Here is a 23,376-nt window from a genome sequence, read left to right on the forward strand (position 1 = left end):
GTCATTTAAGGCGGGGAGGAAGTCAAAAAAATATGCTAATATGGTATGAGTCGCTACTTGTCTTTTATTATCGATAAATTGAAGCAAGTCATTCGAATTTATCATCTTTTTTGCTACCAAAATATTTATTAGGCATCAGCGCCTAAAGGAAATACCCTATGTCGTTAGCTCCTCTGTTATTAACCCCTTTTTATAAAACCAAGCTCAACCGTGATACATTCTCTCGCAGTCCTGTGGCGCGCGTTATAAGTGCGAGTTTATTGGTTGTGGTTGCAGCTGGCTGCTCCAACAATGCAGCAGATGCGACCAGCAACACCAATGTCATCAATAGCGCCAATGCGAAAGCCAGTAGCGCTATCGTCTCTAAAGACAGTAATGCTGCTGTGGTTAAATCGCTGCAAGCCAACTTAAAAACCTCTGGTATTGAAGAGACTATTCTTTCAGCGGTACCGACCGATATGACTGATATTTATTGGGTGACAGCTGAAGGGCTGCCTTCTTTTTTTACCGACAAAGCAGGTAAGCATATTATTCAAGGGCAAATCATCGCGGTAGGTAAAGAAGCACCGGTAGATATTAGTGCCGCGTTGGTTGCCAGTACTGCCCAACAAGCGCTGAAAGCAGTTGACAAAAAAGACATGGTTATTTATCCAGCAAAAGGCGCGACTAAAGCCGTGGTTTACGCCTTTACCGATGCAGATTGTGGTTACTGCCGTAAATTGCATGAAGAGATGGCTGATATTAATGCCCGCGGTATCGAGGTGCGTTATTTAGCATGGCCACGCAGCGAGGAATCAGTACCAAAAATGGAAGCTATTTGGTGTAGTCAAGATCGTAAGGCGGCAATGGATCAGGGTAAAGCGGGCGCCAACGTACAAGCGCCTAGCTGCGCCAATCCTGTACGAGAACACATGGCATTGGGTGCAAAGCTTGGTGTACGCGGTACTCCCGCTATCTTTACTGAATCTGGACAGCAGGTAGGTGGCTACTTACCCGCCGCCCAATTGGCAGAAGCGATCGATGCCAGCTAAGTACCTATCCTATGATAGTGCTGACTTGAACGGTGTTGAGATTGAATAGACGCCACAAGCGCTTATCGATATGATACGATAAAGCGCTGGGAAATATTAGCCGCATAATTTTCATATAAATTCTTCTTTATACAACCCATTTTATAGAAGCATTTTTTATCCAACTATTTAATCTCTTGAGGATACTGTGAGCAAATCCATCAAACTAGCGATACTTGGTCTAGGCACCGTCGGAACGGGTGTGATCAATCTAATCAATGACAATTTAGATGAATTAAAACGCCGTAGCGGACGTGACATTGTGATTACCGAAGTCGGCACACGTCGTCAGCGTGATGATATTGATCCCAATATTATTCAAAACAGTGATTTGATGGCAACGGCTGCCAGTGACAATGTCGATATTGTCATCGAAGTGATTGGCGGTACAACGCTCGCTAAAGACGTGATTATGCACGCGATCAAAAACGGCAAGCACGTCGTCACAGCCAATAAAGCATTACTGGCAGAACACGGTAATGAAATTTTTGCTTTTGCTGAGCAGCATAACGTCCATGTCGCCTATGAAGCAGCAGTAGCTGGCGGTATTCCGATTATTAAAGTCATGCGTGAAGGCTTGGCTGCCAATAAAATTGATTGGCTAGCAGGTATTATTAATGGTACTGGCAACTTTATCATGACGGAGATGCGTGATAAAGGTCGTCCGTTTGCCGATGTATTGAGTGAGGCACAAGCACTTGGTTACGCTGAAGCTGACCCTACTTTTGATGTTGAAGGTATTGATGCGGCGCACAAGCTGGCGCTACTTGCCTCTATTGCCTTTGGCATTCCATTGCAGTTTGACAAGGTTTACTGTGAAGGTATCACTGGTATTACTTTGCAGGACGTCAATTATGCCGAAGAGCTTGGTTATCGTATCAAGCATTTAGGCTTTGCTGTTCGCCGTGCTGGTAATGGTAATGGTGATGACAGCGCCGGTATTGAGCTGCGTGTACACCCAACACTGATTCCACAAAACGCGCTACTTGCCAATGTTAATGGCGTAAAAAACGCTGTATTGGTAAACTCTCATCCTTTAGGGCAAACACTATATTGCGGTGATGGTGCTGGTGCTGGTGCGACGGCTTCTGCGGTAATGGCAGATGTGATGGATTTGGTAAGGGTTTTAGGCTGTAAAGACGCTGATCAACAAAGCAGCAATGGTCACCATGTACCACATTTAGCCTTTATCCCCGAAAAATTGTCAGATATGCCGATATTGCGTGCTGAGCAAATGATTACTGGCTATTATTTACGCGTGCATGCTTATGACAGCCCTGGTGTATTGGCAGATATCACCCGTATCTTGAGTGATGCGGGTATCAATATCGATGCTATTTTGCAAAAGCCTGCACATAAACTTGGGCAAGTGCCAGTGATTATCTTGACGCTACCAGTGGTTGAGGCTCAGATGAATCTTGCTATCGAAAAAATTGAGACGTTAACTACGGTTGCTGATAAAGTAGTACGCATACGCTTAGATGAACTGGCGTGAATTAGCTCTGTAATATCTCAGACACTTATAAAGAAAATACCTAACAAGGAAATAACGATGTCAAATGATGCAATTGTAATCTTAAACGGCGCACGTACGCCAATGGGCGGCTTCCAAGGCGCGCTGACTGACGTAAGCGCCACAGATTTGGGCGCAGCAGCCATCAAAGCAGCTGTTGAGCGTTCAGGCGTTAATATTGATAAGATTGATGAAGTTATTATGGGTTGTATTTTGACGGCAGGTTTGGGTCAAGGTCCTGCGCGTCAAGCCATGCGTAAAGCCGGCTTATCTGATGCAACAGGCGCAGTCACCATTAATAAGCTATGCGGCTCAGGTATGAAAGCGGTGATGCAAGCGCATGACGGTATCAAAGCCGGTAGCTTTAATGTTGCTGTCGCTGGTGGTATGGAATCGATGACCAATGCGCCTTATATCATGCCAGGTTCGCGTGCCGGCTATCGCATGGGACATAAAGAAGTCAAAGACCATATGTTCTTAGATGGTCTAGAAGATGCGGATACCGGCAAGCTGATGGGACAATTTGCGCAAGAAATGGCAGATGAAAAAGGCTATACGCGTGAGCAAATGGATGATTTTGCGATTGAGTCGCTAAACCGTGCCCTTACTGCTATCAAAGACGGTCATTTCGAAGATGAAATTACACCAGTAACGTTTAAGACCCGTAAAGGCGAGCAAACGGTTGATACTGATGAGCAACCCGCGCTTGCCAATGCTGAGCGTATTCCTACTTTGCGTCCTGCGTTTGCAAAAGACGGTACTATCACGGCGGCAAACGCCAGCTCAATCTCAGACGGTGCTGCTGCGGTCGTTTTAATGAAAGAGTCACAAGCTAAAGAAGAAGGTTTAGGCTATCAAGCGCGTATCATTGCGACTGCCTCTAACTCTCGTCACCCGAGCGAATTTACCATTGCCCCTGTTGGCGCGATTGAAAAAGTCTTAGTTAACGCTGGCTGGTCAGTAGACGATGTCGACCTATGGGAAATCAACGAAGCATTTGCCATGGTTACGATGGCGGCGATGGATGAGCTAAACATCGAACACGCTAAAGTAAATATCGAAGGTGGCGCTTGTGCCCTTGGTCATCCCGTTGGCTGTTCAGGTACACGCATTTTAGTGACGCTTATAAATTCTCTAAAACGCACTGGCGGTAAAAAAGGCGTTGCTACGTTATGTATCGGTGGCGGTGAAGCAGTAGCCGTAGCGATTGAGCTTGCTTAAGCAGGATTAATACTACTATATAGTATGAATTTTTAGCTTATTTTTAGAACAACAAAGCCGCATTGCTTTTAACAATACGGTTTTTTTATTTCTAAATATTACCAACTACTGACTTGGATGCATCAGCGTAAGAAAGCCTTAACTTACTGTCATATAGTAACGGTGCCTTTTACAGCCCATTACACGGCATTACCTCAAGCGCACACTTTGCTACCTTGCTCATATATCTCGCGGCAACTCTCCTTGTTACGATAATAGCAAGTCGAGAGAAAAGAACGGCTGGTAATAATAAATACTATCAATGAAGATAAGTAATTCATAAAAATATATTCATACAAAAGGAAGATAATAATGAGCCAACTAATTCGTTTAAGAGATATTCAAGCAACTCATCGTGACCTAATTGGTGATGACTATTATGACCCAACAGGCAAAACCGCTTTTGGTGTTAACGAAGAAAAAATCGGTAAAATTGAAGGCGCGTTGGTAGAAGATACCACTGGTCGCATTCGTTACTTAATCGTTGATGCAGGTGGCTGGTTTAGCTCAAAAGAAGTATTAATACCAGCTGGTTTAGCTCGTATCGTTGGTGATGATGTCTTCTTTGATAGCTTAACTAAATCACAGGTTGAAGCAATGGAAGTATATGATCATGATTACCAATATAGCTATAAAGAACAGTATGAAAGAGATCGTCAAGCATTTGTCGCAGATACGATTCCAGAAGCTGAGCGTATGGAAATTGCCGACCATAACTATAATGCACCAAACACGCTAGAGCTGTTAGAAGAACGTTTGACAGTTAATAAAGACCGTATCGTCGCAGGTTTGGTAAAAGTCGGTAAGCATGTGGTTACTGAAGAGCGCAACGTGGACGTTGACTTGGAAGAAGAGCATGCCAATATCGAACGTACCAATGTTAATCGTCCAACTGACCGCCGCATCGGTGATATCGATGGCAATCAAACGGTTGAAGTTGAACTAGAAGCGGAACGTGCGCATGTCAACAAAGAAACCTTCATCACAGAAGAAGTGAATGTCGGTAAAACAACAGAACATCGCACAGAAACTATCGTAGAAACTATCCAACGTGAAGAGTTAGATGTCGATAATGATGGTAACATCATTGACCGTGATGGTAACCTGTTTACTCGTGGTGATATCACTGCTGAAGATGTACGCCGTGCTCGTGGTATGTAATACGCTACGCTTTCGTATGCTGCTGTTATCTGAATAGTGTTTAAGATTATTACTATATAATCTTAAATTAACAGCGTACGATAGTTATTAGCAACTGAGTATTCTCTCAGTAGATAAGACCAGAGCTCGTCTCTGGTCTTTTTTTATATATAATAATAAGGAAAATAACCATGAATGCTAATAATGAAAATAACTATCCTGATAACAGCTATCCTGAATTTACCAATAATGATGCTAACGGCACACCAGATAATTTAACCTCATCTGACTTATCTTCATATGAACATAGTCAGAAGCAAGCAGTCTTAGACGACCAAAAAATTATTCCTTCAGAAAATATATTAGGTACTAATAATAAAGTTGGTTATCTAGAATTATTAGAAGAACGTCCGGTAGTCAATAAAGAGCGCCTAGATGTTGGTAAAGTAACCGTTACCAAGCATTTTCGTACCAAAACTATTCAAGTACCCATTGAACTGGTAGAAGAATATATAACAGTACGTACCGATCATCATGATAGCGAAAGTCAGGATTTATTATCAGGTAATTATGATGATAAAGACATATTGCGTCATGTAGAGCCCTCATTAGATAGTAAAGCGGTCGTTACTATTAATGGCAAGCAGGTCGAGATTGGCGATACGCCCATTGAGATTATTCTCTCACGTCAAGTCGCAACGATTACCAAAGACACTTATGTAATCCAAGAAGTAGCGATTGAAAAAACCACGCATACGCACACCGATAGCATAGAAGTCGAGCTAAAACATGAGGAACTCGATGTCAACGAGGAAGGATATTTAGCGCATCAGCAAAATCCTACTCAGAAAAGATAAGTTCTGACAATGTAGAATTAATGAAAATCAGAGACAAAAAAAGCAACGTTAACGTTGCTTTTTTAGGTTGAGCTGGTTAACCATTACCCTTGAGTCTTTTTACAGTCATAAGTACTGACGTTACTCGCATCTGCGCCAGCAGTACGCATTACGCCCGTTTCACGATCTTGATTGGCGACTCGCCATTGTACGAAGCCTGTGCTACCGTCAACCGCTGTTGTGCCTTCAAATACTTCAGGATTGCTAGAATCATTAGTTTTTTTCAAGGTGACGGTGCCTTTAGCTGTCGCAAGTACCACTTGGTTATCATTATCTTTATAAGTCGCATCAATAGCGAGCTCAGGAGAGCACAAATACGTCATCTGGCTTACACCACCATTGACCGTAGCAACCGTATCATCTGCGACCTCGATAGCAGGGGCATCTACCACTACATCGCTTGGCTCTGCAGGCTCTGCAGACATCGGTACTGCCTGCTCTTCACTGATACTGTCGTCTAGACTTGGCTCCGTCTCTTGCTTCGGCTGACAGGCAGTTATAGATAATGCTCCCGCTAATAATGCGGTAACCACCAAAGAATGACGCCACTGTCTTAATAATTCTAAATTCATCATGCTCTCCCAAATAATTATGCTAAACACTATAGCCTGTCAGCAAATTGCCGCCTATGTTGAATTTGTAAGCAATCATTAGTATATAGGTCATGGTTTTTTTATACATAGTTTTTTACAGATAGGCTTTATATCATATAAATCGTATAAGTATTTATTCAAACCATAAAAAAGCCCTTATCTATTTTGATAAGGACTTTTTTATAAAGAAATTTTATTTATCTAAGTTTAGATTTTGCCATGACATTGTTTATATTTAAGTGCTGAACCACATGGGCATGGGGCGTTACGGCTGATATTCATACCGGCATATGGGTCTGCGTTACTATCATTGCCTTTCATATTACCTGCTATACCGGCACCTGCAGCACCGCCAATGACATTGCGACTTTGCGCTGCTGCTCTTTCCACACCGCCATCCATATTATCAATATCATTGTGTTCAAACTGCATTTGCATATGGGCGGCATTTTCACGTTGCTGAATCTCTAACGCTTCTAACTCTTCTTTGGTTGGAATATGTACACGTGATAAGTCTTGAACCGTCTCAGACTTAATCGCGCCTAGCATCATCTGGAACAGCTCAAACGACTCACGCTTATATTCTTGCTCAGGATTTTTCTGCGCATAGCCACGCAAATGGATACCTTTACGCAACTGATCCATCTGCGTTAAATGCTCTTTCCAATGCTTATCTAAACTCTGCAGCATAAAATGACGCTCAAGCTGGGCGGCATCTTTTTCGCCCATCTGCTCGCGGCGACTATGATAACGATCCAATGCTGTTTGGATAATTTTGGCACGCAAGCCCTCTTCATCTAAGCGGCGGTCTTCATCAAGCCAATCATTAACGGGCATCGAAATCTTAAATTCGTTCTCAAGCTCATCTTCCAAACCATCGATGTTCCATTGATCATCGATAGAGCCTGGCGGAATAAACTGATTAATCATGGCGTTATAGACTTCTTGATGCATGATTTTAATGGCCTCTAACAAATCCATCTCTGCCAGTAAATCATCACGCTGACCATAGATAACTTTACGTTGGTCATTGGCCACATCATCGTATTTTAATAGATTTTTACGTGCATCAAAATCGCGGCTTTCCACTTTACCTTGGGCATTTTCAATCGACTTTGACACCATTTTATGTTCAATGGCTTCGTCTTCTTTGAGACCCATGGCGCGCATCATGTTAACGACGCGATCACCAGCAAAGATACGCATCAAGTCATCTTCAAGCGATAAGAAGAAACGTGACATACCAGGGTCACCTTGACGACCGGCACGACCACGTAGCTGATTATCAATACGGCGTGATTCATGACGCTCAGAACCAATAATATGTAAGCCACCAGCCGCAACGACTTGGTCATGCTTTATTTGCCACTCGGCTTTTAGACGCACCATTTCTTCGGGGCTGACCGAATCAATATTTTCGATAAATGACTGCCAGTTACCACCCAAGATAATATCAGTACCACGACCTGCCATATTAGTAGCAATAGTGACCGATTTTGGGCTACCTGCCTGCGCGATAATTTCTGCTTCGCGCTCATGCTGTTTGGCGTTTAGAACGTTATGCTTAACGCCTTCTTGATCAAGTAGATAAGACAATTCTTCACTGGCTTCAATCGTTGCTGTACCGACCAAGACTGGCGCGCCTTTTGCTTGAATATCTTTAATCTCGCGGATGATGCCTTTGTATTTACCTAACTTGGTTAAGAAAATTTGGTCATCCATATCGATACGAGAAATTGGCTCATGCGTTGGAATAACGATAACATCTAAGTCATAAGTTGATTTAAATTCTGCCGCTTCAGTATCAGCAGTACCGGTCATACCAGACAGTTTGTCATAGAGACGGAAGAAATTCTGGAATGTCGTGGTGGCAAGCGTTTGGTTTTCTGCTTGAATCTCGACGTTTTCTTTGGCTTCAACGGCTTGATGCAAGCCTTCTGACCAACGACGACCAGGCATAGTACGACCGGTGTTTTCATCAACGATGACTACTTCACCCTCATCAACAATATAATGGATGTTTTTAACAAATACATGGTGAGCGCGAATCGCCGCTTGTACGTGAGCAAGTAATGGCAAACGGCTTGGGCTATAAAGGCTTTCATTTTCGCCAAGCTCACCCACTCCGATTAAGAAGCGCTCAATTTTCTCATAGCCTTTTTCGCTAATTTCAATTTGACGGTTCTTTTCGTCGATCCAGAAATCTTCTTCTTCGTTATTCTTATTGGCTTCTTCATCTTTTGAACGAATAAGCACGGGAATAATGGTATTAATCAGCGCATACATACGTGAAGAATCTTCGGCTTGACCCGAGATAATCAGCGGTGTACGGGCTTCATCAATTAAGATAGAGTCAATCTCATCGATAATACAGAAGTTTAATGGGCGCTGTTTTTTCTCTTTTAAACTAAAGACCATGTTATCGCGCAAATAATCAAAACCGTATTCGTTATTGGTACCGTAAGTGATATCGGCTTGATAGGCATCGACTTTTTCTTGGGGCGGCTGCTGCGAGTAAATCACGCCAACCGTCATGCCCAAAAATCCAAATAACGGACGGTTCAATTCAGCATCACGTGCCGCCAAATAATCGTTGACCGTTACCAAATGTACACCTTTACTACTAATGGCATTGAGATACATCGCTAAGGTGCCCATCAAGGTTTTACCCTCACCGGTCTTCATCTCAGCGATTTTACCTTCGTGCAATGTGATACCACCGATCAGCTGCACATCATAGTGACGCATACCGGTAACCCGTAACGACGCTTCACGACAAACCGCAAACGCTTCTGGCAATAAGGCATCTAGACTTTCGCCATTTTGGTGTCTTGCTTTAAATTCTTCAGTTTTTTGTTGTAACTGTTCATCAGACAGGGCTTGTATCGTAGCCTCGTATGCGTTGATTTTGCTGACTACTTTGCGCATGCGTTTAAGCTCACGCTCATTTTTGGTGCCAACGACACTGCCTATAATCTTTGATAACATAATTTTTTGACCTATGGAAATATTCGATAATTAGTGCGCATGACAACGCTTTACTCGCTGTTTTTTTAATTATTTGGCTGGTTACTGTCCAATTTAAAACAGTCCAATAAAATATCGCCCAATTAAGTGTGACGTCATTATATATGGTTATGACGGCGATGGATACAAGGGCAGTTAGCAGATATTTGCCGACGTAAAAAGGTGATAGGACGTGTTAAAATAACACTTATAAATCTATATTTTCCAATTTTTTTTGCTTACTAATATTTCGGTTTTTAGGCAATACTCTGTTATTTTGAACCAATTATGACTAGCCTTTATAATTAAAGCTTTATATCTAGCCAAACTTATTTAGACACCCCTATTTAATAAATAAAAAAGACAACTTAAGAGATTCTGCATGCCAGTTAAACCTTCTGCTCAAAATAACAATCTCATCAAACCTACTTTAAAATCTGTGCCAGTTGACTCTGACTCATTGGTCATAGGCGATGCTATCTATCATTTGGCAGATCATACGCCGATGATGGTGCAATATCTAAATATGAAGGTTAACTATCCTCAAGCCTTGCTACTGTACCGGATGGGTGATTTTTATGAGTTATTTTTTGAGGATGCCAAGCGTGCTGCGCAGATATTGGACATCACCTTAACTCGCCGTGGTACTGATAAAGCTGGTAATATAATTGCCATGGCAGGCGTACCCTTTCATGCAGCCGACAGCTATATGGCAAGGCTTATAGCTGCTGGGCAAACGGTGGTTGTTTGTGAGCAAATTGATGAATCAGCCAATAATACTTCAGACTCTCCCATTATGGGTGATAAGCAAAAAAAAGATAAAAGCAAATCTGCTGCTGGCAGTATTATGCGCCGTGAAGTCGTCAAGACTTTGACCGCTGGAACGATTACCGATGATGCGTTAATTGCGCCCAATCACACCCCGACCGTCGTCGCTATTGATATCGAAATTCCTAAATCAAATAGCAAACAACCTTTGCAAGCTGCAATCAGTCAAATAGATTTAGCTGCTGGCACATTGACAACCCAAAGTCTGACAGCACATAACAATGATATCGAAGGTTTACAAACCCAAATGCTGACGGTATTGGCACGCTTTGCGCCCAGTGAATGTATCATTAGCGAAGCGCTCTGTGACCATATTGGTGATAAAAATAGTAACGGAGAAGAGTGGCTGCTATGGTTACGTCAAAATCTTGACTGCCCTATTATCGAAGTGGCTGCCAATGACTTTCATCGTGAGCATGCCAGCGCGACATTATGCCAACAGTTTGAGGTGCAGCGTCTCGATGGACTTGGTATTAGCGACACGCCGTTAGCGCAGTCTAGCTGTGCCGCTCTTATTCATTATGCACGGCAAACTCAGCAACGTCATGTGCCACAAGTGAACCAGCTCATCGTCGAATATAGCGATGACTACTTAATTATTGATGCCAATAGCCAGCAAAATCTTGAGCTGTTTACTCCCGTCAGTAGTAACGGTACGTCACTGATATCTGTACTTAATCACTGCAAAACACCGATGGGTCGACGTTTGCTCGTGCAACAAATGAAGCGCCCACTGCGTCAACATGAGCATATCAATCTACGCTTAGATGTCATAGCCAGTTTGCTCAATGCAGACAACCTATCTATCAATTCTGAATATTCTGATCAAAACTTAGAAAGTGTCTCATTAGTCCAAAACCTACGCGAAACGTTAAATACCATTGGCGATATTGAGCGTATCACTAGCCGCATTGGGCTAATGAGTGCTAAGCCACGTGATTTACGTAAGCTTGCTGATGGTATTGCCAGTAGTAGTCAATTAACTGCTTTACTAAGCAATGCTGGTATTGAGCACGAGCAAGCAGGACTGTTGCCCATGCTGATGCAGCAATTGCCTGCGCAGCTACCTGTTGTACAATCTATAGCCGAGCTGATTGAGCGCGCCATTATCACGGAGCCACCTGCGCATATCCGTGATGGCGGCATGCTAGCCGCTGGCTATGATGAAGAGTTTGATCGTTTGACCCATCTGCATGACAATATCCAAGTAACATTAGAGGAGATGCTAGAACGTGCGCGACTGGATAACCAATTGCCTAGCCTGAAAGTTGGCTTTAATAAGGTCAGCGGTTTTTATTTTGAATTACCCAAAACGCAAGCAAAAAATGCCCCTGCGCACTTTATCAGACGGCAAACGCTAAAGAGTAGCGAGCGCTTTATCACTGATGAGCTAAAAGAGGTGGAAACCGAATACCTCAGCGCGCAAAGCTTAGCCCTAACTCGTGAAAAGCAGCTGTATAATGAACTGCTAACAATATTAGGTAGCCATTTAGCGCAATTGCAACAGCTTAGCGCAGCGATTGCGCAAATAGACGTACTTAGTAATTGGGCAAATCTCGCTATCGTTTATAACTGGCAAAGACCAGTGATGAGTAATGAGTCGAATAATAAAGACAGCTCAATTACTGGCAATCAAACCAGTATTGATATCAAAGCAGGTCGCCATGTCGTGGTCGAAGCCGCACTAAACCCTGTTCATACCCACAGTAATACTCCTGCCAAACATAGCAATCATTTTGTTGCCAATGACTGTGCACTCGGTAGCGATACAAATCCCGAACGTTTATTAATGATTACTGGTCCTAATATGGGTGGCAAATCTACTTATATGCGCCAAACGGCATTGATTGTTCTACTTGCTCATTGCGGCAGCTTTGTCCCAGCGGCTAGTGCTTATATTGGTGATATTGATCGTATCTTTACCCGTATTGGCTCAGCAGATGACTTAGCTGGCGGCAAATCGACCTTTATGGTTGAGATGATTGAAACCGCTAACATTCTCAATCAAGCAACCAATAAGTCGCTGGTATTAATGGATGAAGTCGGACGCGGTACAGCGACCACCGACGGACTAGCAATTGCCCATGCTTGCGTCAATCGACTGGTTGAGATTGGCTGCCTGACATTATTTGCCACTCATTACTTTGAGCTGACACAATTGGCAAATAATAAAGACGAAAGCCATGCTAGTATTCGTAACGTGCATGTCGCTGCCAGTGAAATCGATGGTCAACTGCTGCTACTGCATCAAATTAAGGACGGCGCAGCAAGCTCCAGCTTTGGACTCCATGTGGCGAAGATGGCAGGTATTCCGACCCAGGTGCTTAATGATGCCAAGCGTTACTTAATAGATACCTTAAAGCTAGATACTCTTAAAACAGATAACGACAAAGTTATTAATGATAACGTTGATGACAAAAATGAATTAGCTAAGTCAGTAAAGGATAAAAGCTCGCAATATCACGCTAACGGAGCAGAGATAGCAAGTGAAAGAAGCGTGAAGGAATATCAGAGTACGATTGATATTCCACAGCAAAATCAATTGTTTAGCTTACAAGATGAGCTAAGTGCGATTGATCCTGATAGCCTAACGCCCAAGCAAGCGCATGATTTACTGTATCATTTGAAGAAAATCATTAGTCAGTAAAGTGATTTGTCAAATTATCATAAAAGCGTTAAAATACACCTTATTACAAACTATTCTATTTAGCCTTAAGCCAATAACAGGTAAACCACTATGACCTTCGTCGTTACAGATAACTGCATTCTTTGCAAATACACCGACTGTGTGGAAGTCTGTCCTGTGGACTGCTTTTATGAAGGACCGAACTTCCTGGTCATTGACCCTGATGAGTGCATCGACTGCGCGCTATGCGAGCCTGAATGTCCTGCCAATGCCATCTTCTCAGAAGATGAAGTACCAAAAGGGCAAGAGATGTTCACCCAGCTAAATGAAGAGCTGGCGCAAAAGTGGCCAAATATCACTGAGATGAAAGGTCAACTGCCAGAAGCTGAAAAGTGGGATGGTGTCGAAGGTAAAATTCAGTATTTAGAGAAGTAACTGGCTCTTTAGAGCCGTTAAATATATTGAGATAATAAAAAACCACATAATAGCACGCTGTTAGGTGGTTTTCTTCTTACTTATTTCTTTCTCATCATTAGACCTCTGCAAAAGTAGTTTAAAGACTCAAAGAATATAGCTAAACCTTAACTATTTAATGAATATGCCAAACATAACCAAACTGCTTGAACAGAATGATGCAGGCTTTAAACGCTACACAGGCATACACAAAGCCACTTTTGAGCAAATGCTAGAAGCCATGCAAGGTCATGAAGCCTCTAAGACCAAATCAGGTCGTCCGAGTGATCTTAGCTTAGAAGCTTAGATCTTACTGGCACTGACCTATTGGCGTGAATACCGAACGCTTTATCATATTGGTATGGACTTTAACGTCCATGAATCCTCTGCCAGTCGTATTGTCAGAAAAGTAGAAGACGTCCTTATTCACTCAGGCAAGTTTGACTTACCCCGAAAACTGCCACACGGTAAGCCTGAGGATATCAATTGGTCAGCGGTCATCATAGATGCCACTGAAACGCCCATTGAACGTCCAAAAAAAACCAAAAACAGTACTACAGTGGAAAAAAGAAACAACATACCTTAAAGGCGCAAGTCATCGCACATTGGCAAACGGGTCTTATACTTGATGTGCAAACTTGCAAAGGCTCAGTACATGACTTTAGTCTTTACAAGCAGACCTGCCCTGATTGGCTGCCTAAGAACACCAGCTACCTAGCAGATAGTGGTTACCAAGGCATAGCTAAGCTACACGACTATACCTTTACCCCCTTTAAGAAACCGAAGGGTGGTGAGTTATTAGCACTGTGCAAACAGGCCAATCAGTATTTAGCAAAGTTTCGTATTCTAGTTGAGCATAAAATAGGTCTAATTAAGTTATTTAAAATCGTAGCTGAACGCTATCGAAACAGACGTAAGCGCTATGATTTAAGAATGACACTGTTTGCTGGTATTTTTAATTTCGAGAATAGGTTGTGACTTTTGCAAGAGGTCTATTCAAAAATAAAAAAAACCAAACATAGTGTTTGGTTTTTAGTGGGATATTATATTTTTGGATTATAAGCTAGGCTAAACCAGTATACTCATGCTTAAAAAAAAACGCATCAAACTTGATGCGTTTTTATGATAGCAATTTTTTTAGAAATAGAATTATACTCCTGTGCATGTACTTGGGCGTACCGCTGCATCAAGGTTAGAAGTACAAGTCCAAGTACCAGCACCATTAGCAGCAACAGTGTAAATGAATTTCACATTTTTGTTAGTAAGCTTATCATTGATGCCAGATGTTTGGTATGCTGCCGTCAAAGTACATACACTAGGTGGTCCTGCCACATAAGTTGGTGTAATGGATGCAACATATTTTCCACTTTGTGTAAAGCCGTTTGATGTATGTAGAGCACCTGCAAGTACAGTCTCATTTACAGCAGTAGTTAAGGGATCGTCATCTCTAGGAGCAGTTGCACTACATGCTGTTGGTAGGCTAGATGAGCCAGCAATATCCATTACTGAAGTTTTGAGGCCACTTAATAAAACTACGGCTTCAGCTGCTTGTGCTTTTGCTGTGTAGTTCTGATATGCAGGCAACGCAATCGCTGCTAGAATACCGATAATAGCAACAACAATCATTAGTTCGATTAGGGTAAAGCCTTTTTGAGCAGTGTTCATAAGAACTCCTTTTGGGGTATATAAAGATAAATGGCTGTTGTTTTACTAGCGCGTTTTATCTTTAGGGATATAATATATTTCTCTTATTATAATTGATGCATATAGCGTGCCAAAATTAAGAAGCAGTCTTATTTTACTTAATTTACAGGTTTTAGAACCTTTAGTCTTTATAGTCCATTATTTCCTATCTCTAAAAACGTAACTTTCGGTAATTAATGTTACGCTTAGACTACTGAAATTTGTCAAAATGAATATTATTAATGAAAGTGGCTGACAATTTTTGTCACTTCATAATATATTTAAATCCTTTCCTTATTTGTTCCATTCATCGCCCATACCACAACTACTACCTCGACATTTTTCCCCTAAATAATCTAGGGTAAGTACGCCATCATTTGCTATTGCCATTCGTGTATTTGCTATAGGCGTTGCGGTAACTACCCACTGCTCACCGTTTAGAGTAGTACCACTGACAGGACTAATAGTGACATTGTATAGCGCAGTTCCAGAGTCTGGAAAAGTAGTGCTCGCGCCAGTAACGGTATTACTAAATATCTCATTTAATGGAATACGATCATAGCGTTTATACGTTATCTTATTGGCTTCTATTCTCGCCCCTATCTGTTGCATTTCAGCCATCATGTCAGCCCGATTGCCTTTTCCTATATAGCCTTGATAGCTAGGATAGGCAATAGCCGCTAAAATGCCGATAATAGCTACCACTATCATAAGTTCTATCAAGGTAAACCCTAACTCAGATTGATTTACCATGTTTTATTTCCCTCCCCGCAATTCTGTGCAGATACAGCTTTTAGCATAATCTTATTATCTTTAGATAGGCATCTGACTCCTTGACTGGTCAATGCCATTGACGGCATATCTTTAACTAAGCTACCAGTACGTGGAGTCGCTACCATCACCCAGCTGTTCGCAGGTGACGCCGTAGATAATGAATTCACAGCAGGAGTCTCTCCTGACCCTACATGTTTAATTTGTACAGCATAATTATGAGTCGTTGCACTACTACCCTTTGGCACATATACGGTATCGGCGGTAGTCGACCAGCCTTTACTGGGGGTAAAGCCGCCATATGTCAACGTTTTTGCTCGCCACTGTTCAAGCTCTATACTTAATCCAAGCATGCTTGATTCGACCTCACTTTGAGCATTTTTACGAACATACTCTCTATATGAAGGGACTGCAATGGCGGCAAGAATACCTATTATCACAACGATAATCATCAGCTCAATTAAGGTAAATCCGCGCTCAAAGGGCTGATTCACTTAGCGCTCCTTCCATTGCATAGGATCTAGCTGCGAGTCTGTCACTACTTTACAACTGGTACCCTGACAATTTAACTCTTCAGTAATAGGATTGATGATTAAATCTTGTTTTCCAGCTGAACAATCAGCACCCTCACAGAAATTTTCTAATACGACCACACTATTTTTGGTGTCACCGTTAAAGTTACCATCTGAGATAATATTATCCACGATGCCGATACCAGCATTAGATAGATAGCGAGTCTTGCGTACTAGCCAATTCCCATCAGCTCCCTTACTCATACAAACCCCATATGGTAAGCACACCTGCTCCCTTTGAGTCAGACCGGTCACGCCTGCAGAACAGGTACCTGATGTATCACCTATATTGGGATTATAAACTGTCGTAAACAATAGTCCTGCTATTGCATCCGGCTGGTTAAACATCTTGATGCCTTTATTACTACCAGATATGACTTGGCTACCTGTCGCATTAGAAGTCGACCATGATGTCAATGGCAAATACCAGCCAAGCTTAGTATAGGCGTCCATGTCAGTTTTAATGGAATTATCATTGCCAAACTCGCCATTAACACCAATGGTTAGTGGCACTAAGTTTGCCGGAGTTACCGCTGTTTTTTGTTTTAATTCCATCGTTACATTTGTACACTCGTTTGCAGCTGTGCTTCTTATGTCATAACAAAAAAGATTGGGTCGCGCAATATCTCGATCGACGAAAGTATAGATACGGTCTGCTACGTCTCTTTGTGCCGTAACTGGAGAGCTTCTATCGCCTGTTCCTACGGTTACTAGACCTACGATATCTGTACCTTCGCCTAGTCTAGTAAAGGTCACTAAAGGCTTTTCATATATTCTAGGTAAGGCATCGTTACCACTAGATGCATTAGTATCAGTGAGTTTAGTGTCAGTACTAAGAATAGATAGATCAAGCATCTTAGCGACACGCTCGACCTTAAAACTTTCCCCATCATCAGAATTATTAATATCGACGCGCCATACTCGTCCACCTAAATCTGCAAAGACCAGCTGGTCCGTCAGTCCGTCATAGTTGCGATCTAGTGTGCGTATTTCAGTCACCACACTATGAGTCATATCGGTTACAGGAGTGAAACTTGGACCTGTTGCACCAGCGTCTGAGTTACTCGCCCACCATAATAGATCACCATTACCAATACCAATAGCTGTATCAAAACTATTTTCATTACTTGCAGCAGCAGTATCGGTTACCGTAGTATCGATCTTTTCTTGACCGACTTGCACCATATAGATGCCATTACCTTGAGCAGAGGTTTTACCATTACATCCTGTACCTATGTTGGTCGTCACAGCCGATCCCAGTTTAAAATTAGGATCTTCGTAGCAACGATCATAGCCACCAGCTAAGAAGTTGACCATGACGCGTTTGTTATTTCTCATCACATAACCTACGCTTGGCTTGGCAAAGCTAAGTCCCATTTTTGCATAGGCTTTTTGATCGCTATTATTGGTTGTGAGGACAGTATCATTTTTGACCCCCTTGGCACTATTACTACCGTCGATGGCATAAGTAGAGCCGACAGAATATATCATTTTAGGATCAGTGAGCTTAGAAAGATTCAGCCCATAGTACATTGAACCACCCATTCTTAAGCCACCAAAAGCAAGCGACTGCTGAGCTTCAACTTTAGCACTTGAGTATTTATAATTGGTAAATACTGACCACGGGCCGTCCACGCCAAATATAGGGTTATTAGCGACTCGATCAGGCTCAACAAAGCTTTCACCCTGTTGATCTAAGACATGCTTTGGTATAAAGGTAAATACTTCCTCGCCGGCTTTGTTTGTGCCAGAATCTGTATCTCTTATGACATGTAAGGCACCATCAAATGAGCCATAAAGCACATAGTCTTCACGTTTATTATTGTCAATAGTACCATCTGCTTTTAGCTCCGCATTTTTGGAGATCAGCTGTGGTAGAGAATGTAATACACCCCCTAGTTGCTTCTTAGTAGGGTCAAAAGCCACTCCTATTTTATTCTCATCTTTTACTTCAAAACTAGCTGCTACTGGATAACCTAAGAAGTTCAATAGTTGCACTTTTTGAGATTTTGAATAGTTCGAGTTCGTTAAGTTATTAAAACCTACTGGCTTTGCATTTGCCGTAATGCCATCTGTACCAACACCTTCTAAACGACCGCCTTGATTAACATAAAGCTTACGGCTATTACCATTTTCGAAGATGTGTGGAAAAGTCCCACCTATTTGCGGTAATGCCTTATCAGGGCGACTCGTACCTGCTACCGTATTGTAGATATCAGCGGTGTTAGTCGCGAATACGCCATCTTTATTAGCAAAAACCGCTTTGTTATCTTTATCAACTAGCGTACCGTTTTTAATATTATATTTCTTAAGATTCCCTCTCCATAATCTGTTGGGAGCTAAAGGCTGTGGATCAAGTAAAGGTAAATAAGCAAACTTACGTGACGTCGAGACATTTAGGTCGTCAAGAGGTACTGCCATACTACCTGTTGAGATAGGAGGGATATCCTCCGTCAGCTTACCTGTCAAAGACTTGATGCTGTTTACAATATCTTGACCATTTTCTGCATAATAAAATCCTCCTTTACCACGGATTCCCCATTTGCATAAATTTCTCACGTCATCATTATCACCAGCTTCACATTCCGCTTCAGTATTAGCGCTTCTAATACTACTAAAAGCAGAACCAAAACCAACCGTTGCCGTTTTTATTTCGATACCACTAGGATTATCTGTACTCAAGAGTTTTTGAGAATAATCTAAGGTACATGGCCAAGCCTTTTCTCCAGTTCCACTACATTCTACTGTGAGTTTTTGAGTACCCGTAAGCGGCTCTAAAGAGTTATTCATTACTGATTTAGCAATGGTAGTACTTGATTGGTTTGGATATCCATCTGTTAAAAAATAAATACCGTTACCTGCACAGCTTTTCTTACTTTCAGGTAAAGGAGATTTGTAATTGATTTTAGTATCGTTTTTAGTGCCATCAACAGAGTGTTTAAACCCACTATATTTGTTTTCAACTAAGGTTGTATCTATTAAAGGGTATGGAACAATATTATTACTACTTATAGTAGGATCACCTTCAGAGATAATTTTTTTATAGATATTAGTAAAGAATACGTAAAGTGCTGTTTCTGTTCTATCAATCTCATGTCCTTCCATATCGAGGGTATTAGGATTCAGATTTGATTTTTTCTTCCACATATTACATTTTATTAAATTATTACTTATATTTATTTTGTTTTTATCTATACTTTCCCAGTTTGTACATTCATAGTCCTGCCCACTCAGAACTCCCCATCCTAAAAAGCCTCTGTCATCTTTATAAGTTTCTCTATATAAAAAATAGGGAGTTGTAACTTTTTTATTTGTTCTAGTACCCATCATATAGGCACCTGCCTCGCCATAGGCTTGTGCGATAGGAGTACCACCCTTAGCCTCTATTCCTGCAATAAATGCATTGATAGATAGCGCGTGAGCATTATCAAGAATATTGGCTGGTATATCGATATGTCCATTTCCTGCAATATCTGCATTTGTACTGCTTGCTTTTGATAAAGGGTAAGTACCAACTCCTATATTGACTTTACCTTTTAGCTCCGGACTATTCACTAGATCTGAAACACCCATTTTCAAATTATCGATACGGCGATAGAATCTATTACTGCCCACTTTACAATAATAGGTGGTATAACCATAGCTGTTGTCTTTATAAGGCTCTCTTCCATCGTAATTACAGCCATTTGCAGGTGCATCAATTTCATTCATGCTACCGGAGACATCTAGCATTAGAGTAATAACGGGAGCAGAAGCCTGAGGTTTTTTATAAATCTCTAGATCTCCGTGACGCTCTACACTAGCCTGAGCTCCATGACTAAACATAAAAGTGGCAACTACAGTCGTTAGCATTTTAAGCTGCAATGATAAGGCTTTATTAGTAATAATATTTTTCATAACATTTACCTTATTATATGGGATCAGCTTAAGCAGCGTACGCCAATAGGTTTAGACTTATAAGCTTGCATTTGGGTATTGTAAGGAACGCCAAGGCTTTCAAGACAGGCGTCGATACTACATTTTACAAACAATTCAGGACGCGTAGCATAATCTGTGTTTTCTGCTTTAACCTTCGCATCACATTTATCTTTTAGAGCATCTGTATTTATAGTCTTTAGACACGCATTTATTTTTGCAGTAGATTCATTAGAAAATGCTGGTATCAGCGATGTTGCGTAAACTTCAAAATTTGCACATTCAAATGGAGTTTGTCCTGTTTGAGATACCTGATCATCGGTGTAGGTTTTATCGCCTTCTAAACTATATGGAAGTGCATCATTGGTTTTGGTCTTTGCAAATGTCATCTGTGTTACTGTACGACTTTCACCTACATAATCCTCTGCGGCACCAACATTACAAAAACCATTTTTCTTTCCAGAAATATACGCTGTACCATCAGATGTTTTTTCTGTCAATTTGGTTTGATCAAAGAATTTATTAGTTCTAGGACGTAAACAAAATACCACTTCTCGACCTACATATTCTTTACCTGGTCGCGTCACGTAACCTCGAATATTATCTACACTATTACCTTTGCCTAAAGAACGATCTTCTTTTTCAAGTTTATTAAACGCTGCATCACTAGATTGAAAAGTAAGTTTATTTACTTGAGAGGCAGTGGCAAGTTTTAAGTCCGTACTACTTCTTTGTATCGCTATCGTACCAATCAAAGTGATTAAAATAAGCATTAATAAGACGACGATTAGAACGGCACCTGACTCTGAGCTCTTGATAGACTGACTTTTCGAAGTAGATATCATGGTTTGCCTCGTGCATTACGGATTAATATAGTTGTCTCATAGACATCTCTTAGGTATTTGCCACCGGCAGCCACCTTGCCCTCAAGCTTTTGATCGCGCTTGTCTAAAATATTAAATCGTAAGTTTGTATTATCTTGTTTCGAAGTAGTAGCTGTATCAGAATGAGTGAGTAAACCAACTTGTAAGCTAACAATACGTTGCCCTGCTAATGTCGTGGCTGGGTTTGCTGGAATAGGTTGATAGACAATTGATAAGTCCGCAGGGTTAGTAGCAAAGTTATTCTGTGCGGTTGTACCTAATAGCACCCTAAAATAATCCACATTAGGAATAATAATAATACCAGTGCCGGTTAACTTAGCAAGCTTTGCTTCTACATCTATACCCGCTTCAGCAGCAGTCACGTTATAGGTATAAATCATTGAAGCACAGGCTAAACCATTTTGGCGCGATGCTAAATTATTATCAGCTCGGACAAAATAACGTTCTACGACATAGTCATTTTTATTGATGCGTTCACCATCACAACTGAAAATATTATTTTGATAAGCTTGATATTGAATAGTCAACTGATCACTATTAGTGATGCCAATGTTACTAGCACTATTTTCTGAAGCATTGGCTGAAAGTATGCTAGTAGGTAAAGCAGCACTGCCTTTTAGTCCATTGAGGTTGGAGCCGACCCAGGTTACAGTAGTAACAGGAGGTGTTCCTGTCGTCTTTGTACCTGTGGGTCTAGTTAAAACTACGCCACCCTGCGGTGTTAAGTGATTAAGATAAAAGCTACTAGTATTGTTTGAGTTTGCACCATAATTCGCACGACGTAAACTTTTACTAAAATCCTCTACTCCAAATACGGCTGTATTTTGAATCTGTGAGCCAGCTGCTTGACGATTGTTATTTACGCTACTGGTATAAAAAACCTGCAATGCAGCAGCCGAAATTAATAGCCCCAATATTAAAGCGACCATTAACTCTATCAAAGTAAATCCACTTTGATTTTTAATTATAAATGTAGGGGGAGTACGATAACTCATTAGGTTATCTCCATAAACATACAAGTAGCGCCCAAATGATACTTACCACCTTTAGTACTCTCGTTATTTTCTGCTGGTTGAGAAGTTAAGCAATCCATCTTACCGTCGGTACTGTCTCCTCCGATATCTTTGGTTTTTATATCTGTACCAATAGTCGGTCTAGTATCTCCCCAAGCACTGATAAGGCACCAAGAATACATAATGTTCGAATCGCTTCCTCCACCAGTACTAGGGCATGGATGCAAGTTAACCGTGAACCCTCGGTTACTCATATCCTGAGTAAAGAAATAAGCTTCAGCCGTTGCAAGCTCAGTTGGATTACATGCTTTAATAGTGCCGTTTAGGCCACAAGTATTAGAAGGTATAGTCGTTGTAGCTGTATTGATAGCTGCACTATAGACTGGTATAACAGTCGGATTGACTCTGATTTTTTCACCCATATTGCGCATCATGATTAAGGATTGAGTGCGCTCAAGAGACTCGTCAGTGGCTTTTATCGCCTGACCCTGCATCGCTGTAAAACCTAATACAGCAACCGATAGTATCAATAGCGACACAACTACTTCAATTAATCCAAAACCTTGTTGTTTGATACTCATTAGCAACTAGTCCCCGAACATTCAAACGCTCTTTTAGTGTTTATTCGAACTCTTTTTATAGTACTAGTAGCTCTAGTATCGCTCACATCAATAGTTATATCAGCAGCAGCACCAACCGCTGTAGTTATAATTCCTTCTTTTTTTATAACTATAGAAGTTATAGTGGTAGGCGTGAATGTTAGTAAAATTTTACTACTCAGACCATAGTTAGCTATCGTGTTGATACCATTTGATAATTTAATTTGTTTATCAGTAGCATTATAACTCCAAGTAATATCGTTACGCGAAACAGTACTTTCAGCTTTCGCCCTATCTATTGAAGTTTGAATTAAACTGACGGTTTTCTGTATTTCACCTCTTGCCAACTGTTCATTAAAACTAGGCGCAGCGATACTCATGATAATAGCCATTACCGCAATCGTTACCATCAGCTCAATCAGGGTAAACCCTGAGCTAGTCATGCGTAATTTCTGTGGTAGATGTTTACCCAATGCCTTCACGTCAAATCCCTATATAGCTGCAGGTATACTTAATCAGGTCTAAATTTACAATTAGTGTAAATATTAAATTTT

General features: G+C 41.3%; 19 protein-coding genes and 1 pseudogene. 10 read left to right on the top strand and 10 right to left on the bottom strand.

Translation table 11 applies throughout. The features are described 5' to 3' along the window. Positions 1-173 precede the first annotated feature (173 nt). The 5 genes from ACMHKH_RS12525 (at position 174) to ACMHKH_RS12545 (ending at position 5,840) form a co-directional block, all read left to right on the top strand. Positions 174-1,031, top strand: coding sequence for a DsbC family protein (locus ACMHKH_RS12525; protein WP_413520997.1), 858 nt, complete (start codon positions 174-176; stop codon positions 1,029-1,031). Positions 1,032-1,218: 187 nt separating this feature from the next. Continuing rightward, positions 1,219-2,565: a homoserine dehydrogenase gene (locus ACMHKH_RS12530; protein WP_413520977.1), complete on the top strand. Its 1,347-nt coding sequence runs from the start codon at positions 1,219-1,221 to the stop codon at positions 2,563-2,565. A 57-nt stretch (positions 2,566-2,622) separates the two neighbouring features. Further along, on the top strand, positions 2,623-3,804 hold the full coding sequence (locus ACMHKH_RS12535) for a thiolase family protein (protein WP_413520978.1): 1,182 nt from the start codon (positions 2,623-2,625) through the stop codon (positions 3,802-3,804). A 351-nt stretch (positions 3,805-4,155) separates the two neighbouring features. Beyond that, the gene (locus tag ACMHKH_RS12540) at positions 4,156-5,004 is read left to right on the top strand and encodes a DUF2382 domain-containing protein (protein WP_413520979.1); all 849 of its coding nucleotides are present in this window, start codon (positions 4,156-4,158) and stop codon (positions 5,002-5,004) included. Positions 5,005-5,174: 170 nt separating this feature from the next. Beyond that, positions 5,175-5,840, top strand: a complete 666-nt coding sequence (locus tag ACMHKH_RS12545; protein WP_413520980.1) for a YsnF/AvaK domain-containing protein — start codon at positions 5,175-5,177, stop codon at positions 5,838-5,840. Between the two features lie 83 nt (positions 5,841-5,923). On the opposite strand, the gene ACMHKH_RS12550 is transcribed toward ACMHKH_RS12545, so the two are convergent. After that, positions 5,924-6,454 (bottom strand): hypothetical protein, encoded by a 531-nt coding sequence (locus ACMHKH_RS12550; protein ID WP_413520981.1) that lies wholly within the window; start codon positions 6,452-6,454, stop codon positions 5,924-5,926. A 225-nt stretch (positions 6,455-6,679) separates the two neighbouring features. Next, positions 6,680-9,460 carry a preprotein translocase subunit SecA gene (secA, locus tag ACMHKH_RS12555; RefSeq protein ID WP_413520982.1) on the bottom strand — a complete coding sequence of 927 codons (2,781 nt, stop codon included), beginning with the start codon at positions 9,458-9,460 and terminating at the stop codon, positions 6,680-6,682. Between the two features lie 400 nt (positions 9,461-9,860). Here secA and mutS point away from each other — a divergent pair, with 400 nt between their 5' ends. The 5 genes and pseudogenes from mutS to ACMHKH_RS12580 form a co-directional block, all read left to right on the top strand. Beyond that, on the top strand, positions 9,861-12,953 hold the full coding sequence (gene mutS / locus ACMHKH_RS12560; RefSeq protein ID WP_413520983.1) for a DNA mismatch repair protein MutS: 3,093 nt from the start codon (positions 9,861-9,863) through the stop codon (positions 12,951-12,953). Between the two features lie 90 nt (positions 12,954-13,043). Continuing rightward, entirely contained in the window at positions 13,044-13,367 is a 324-nt protein-coding gene (gene fdxA / locus ACMHKH_RS12565) for a ferredoxin FdxA (RefSeq protein WP_055123496.1), read from the top strand. Between the two features lie 163 nt (positions 13,368-13,530). Then, on the top strand, positions 13,531-13,692 hold the full coding sequence (locus ACMHKH_RS12570) for a hypothetical protein (protein ID WP_413520984.1): 162 nt from the start codon (positions 13,531-13,533) through the stop codon (positions 13,690-13,692). Between the two features lie 12 nt (positions 13,693-13,704). Further along, on the top strand, positions 13,705-13,971 hold the full coding sequence (locus tag ACMHKH_RS12575) for a helix-turn-helix domain-containing protein (RefSeq protein WP_413520998.1): 267 nt from the start codon (positions 13,705-13,707) through the stop codon (positions 13,969-13,971). An 8-nt stretch (positions 13,972-13,979) separates the two neighbouring features. Beyond that, positions 13,980-14,363, top strand: a pseudogene (locus ACMHKH_RS12580) (transposase family protein); the annotation flags it as partial. Between the two features lie 171 nt (positions 14,364-14,534). Here ACMHKH_RS12580 and ACMHKH_RS12585 read toward each other — a convergent pair. From ACMHKH_RS12585 to ACMHKH_RS12620, 8 genes are all read right to left on the bottom strand, one after another. Further along, on the bottom strand, positions 14,535-15,050 hold the full coding sequence (locus ACMHKH_RS12585) for a pilin (protein WP_413520985.1): 516 nt from the start codon (positions 15,048-15,050) through the stop codon (positions 14,535-14,537). Between the two features lie 312 nt (positions 15,051-15,362). Continuing rightward, positions 15,363-15,821: a type IV pilin protein gene (locus ACMHKH_RS12590; protein ID WP_413520986.1), complete on the bottom strand. Its 459-nt coding sequence runs from the start codon at positions 15,819-15,821 to the stop codon at positions 15,363-15,365. Then, positions 15,815-16,333 carry a type IV pilin protein gene (locus tag ACMHKH_RS12595; RefSeq protein WP_413520987.1) on the bottom strand — a complete coding sequence of 173 codons (519 nt, stop codon included), beginning with the start codon at positions 16,331-16,333 and terminating at the stop codon, positions 15,815-15,817. Before ACMHKH_RS12595 ends, ACMHKH_RS12590 begins: the two co-directional genes overlap by 7 nt. Then, positions 16,334-20,308 (bottom strand): hypothetical protein, encoded by a 3,975-nt coding sequence (locus tag ACMHKH_RS12600; RefSeq protein ID WP_413520988.1) that lies wholly within the window; start codon positions 20,306-20,308, stop codon positions 16,334-16,336. 23 nt (positions 20,309-20,331) lie between these two features. Then, positions 20,332-21,171 carry a PilX N-terminal domain-containing pilus assembly protein gene (locus ACMHKH_RS12605; RefSeq protein ID WP_413520989.1) on the bottom strand — a complete coding sequence of 280 codons (840 nt, stop codon included), beginning with the start codon at positions 21,169-21,171 and terminating at the stop codon, positions 20,332-20,334. After that, positions 21,168-22,205: a PilW family protein gene (locus tag ACMHKH_RS12610; protein ID WP_413520990.1), complete on the bottom strand. Its 1,038-nt coding sequence runs from the start codon at positions 22,203-22,205 to the stop codon at positions 21,168-21,170. The genes ACMHKH_RS12605 and ACMHKH_RS12610 overlap by 4 nt, the downstream gene beginning before the upstream one ends. Continuing rightward, a complete protein-coding gene (pilV, locus tag ACMHKH_RS12615; RefSeq protein ID WP_413520991.1) occupies positions 22,205-22,804 on the bottom strand; it encodes a type IV pilus modification protein PilV in 600 nt (199 codons plus the stop codon). Before pilV ends, ACMHKH_RS12610 begins: the two co-directional genes overlap by 1 nt. Further along, entirely contained in the window at positions 22,804-23,304 is a 501-nt protein-coding gene (locus ACMHKH_RS12620) for a Tfp pilus assembly protein FimT/FimU (protein ID WP_413520992.1), read from the bottom strand. Before ACMHKH_RS12620 ends, pilV begins: the two co-directional genes overlap by 1 nt. Positions 23,305-23,376 lie beyond the last annotated feature (72 nt).

The organism is Psychrobacter glacincola (assembly GCF_965118485.1).
GTDB lineage: Bacteria > Pseudomonadota > Gammaproteobacteria > Pseudomonadales > Moraxellaceae > Psychrobacter > Psychrobacter glacincola_D.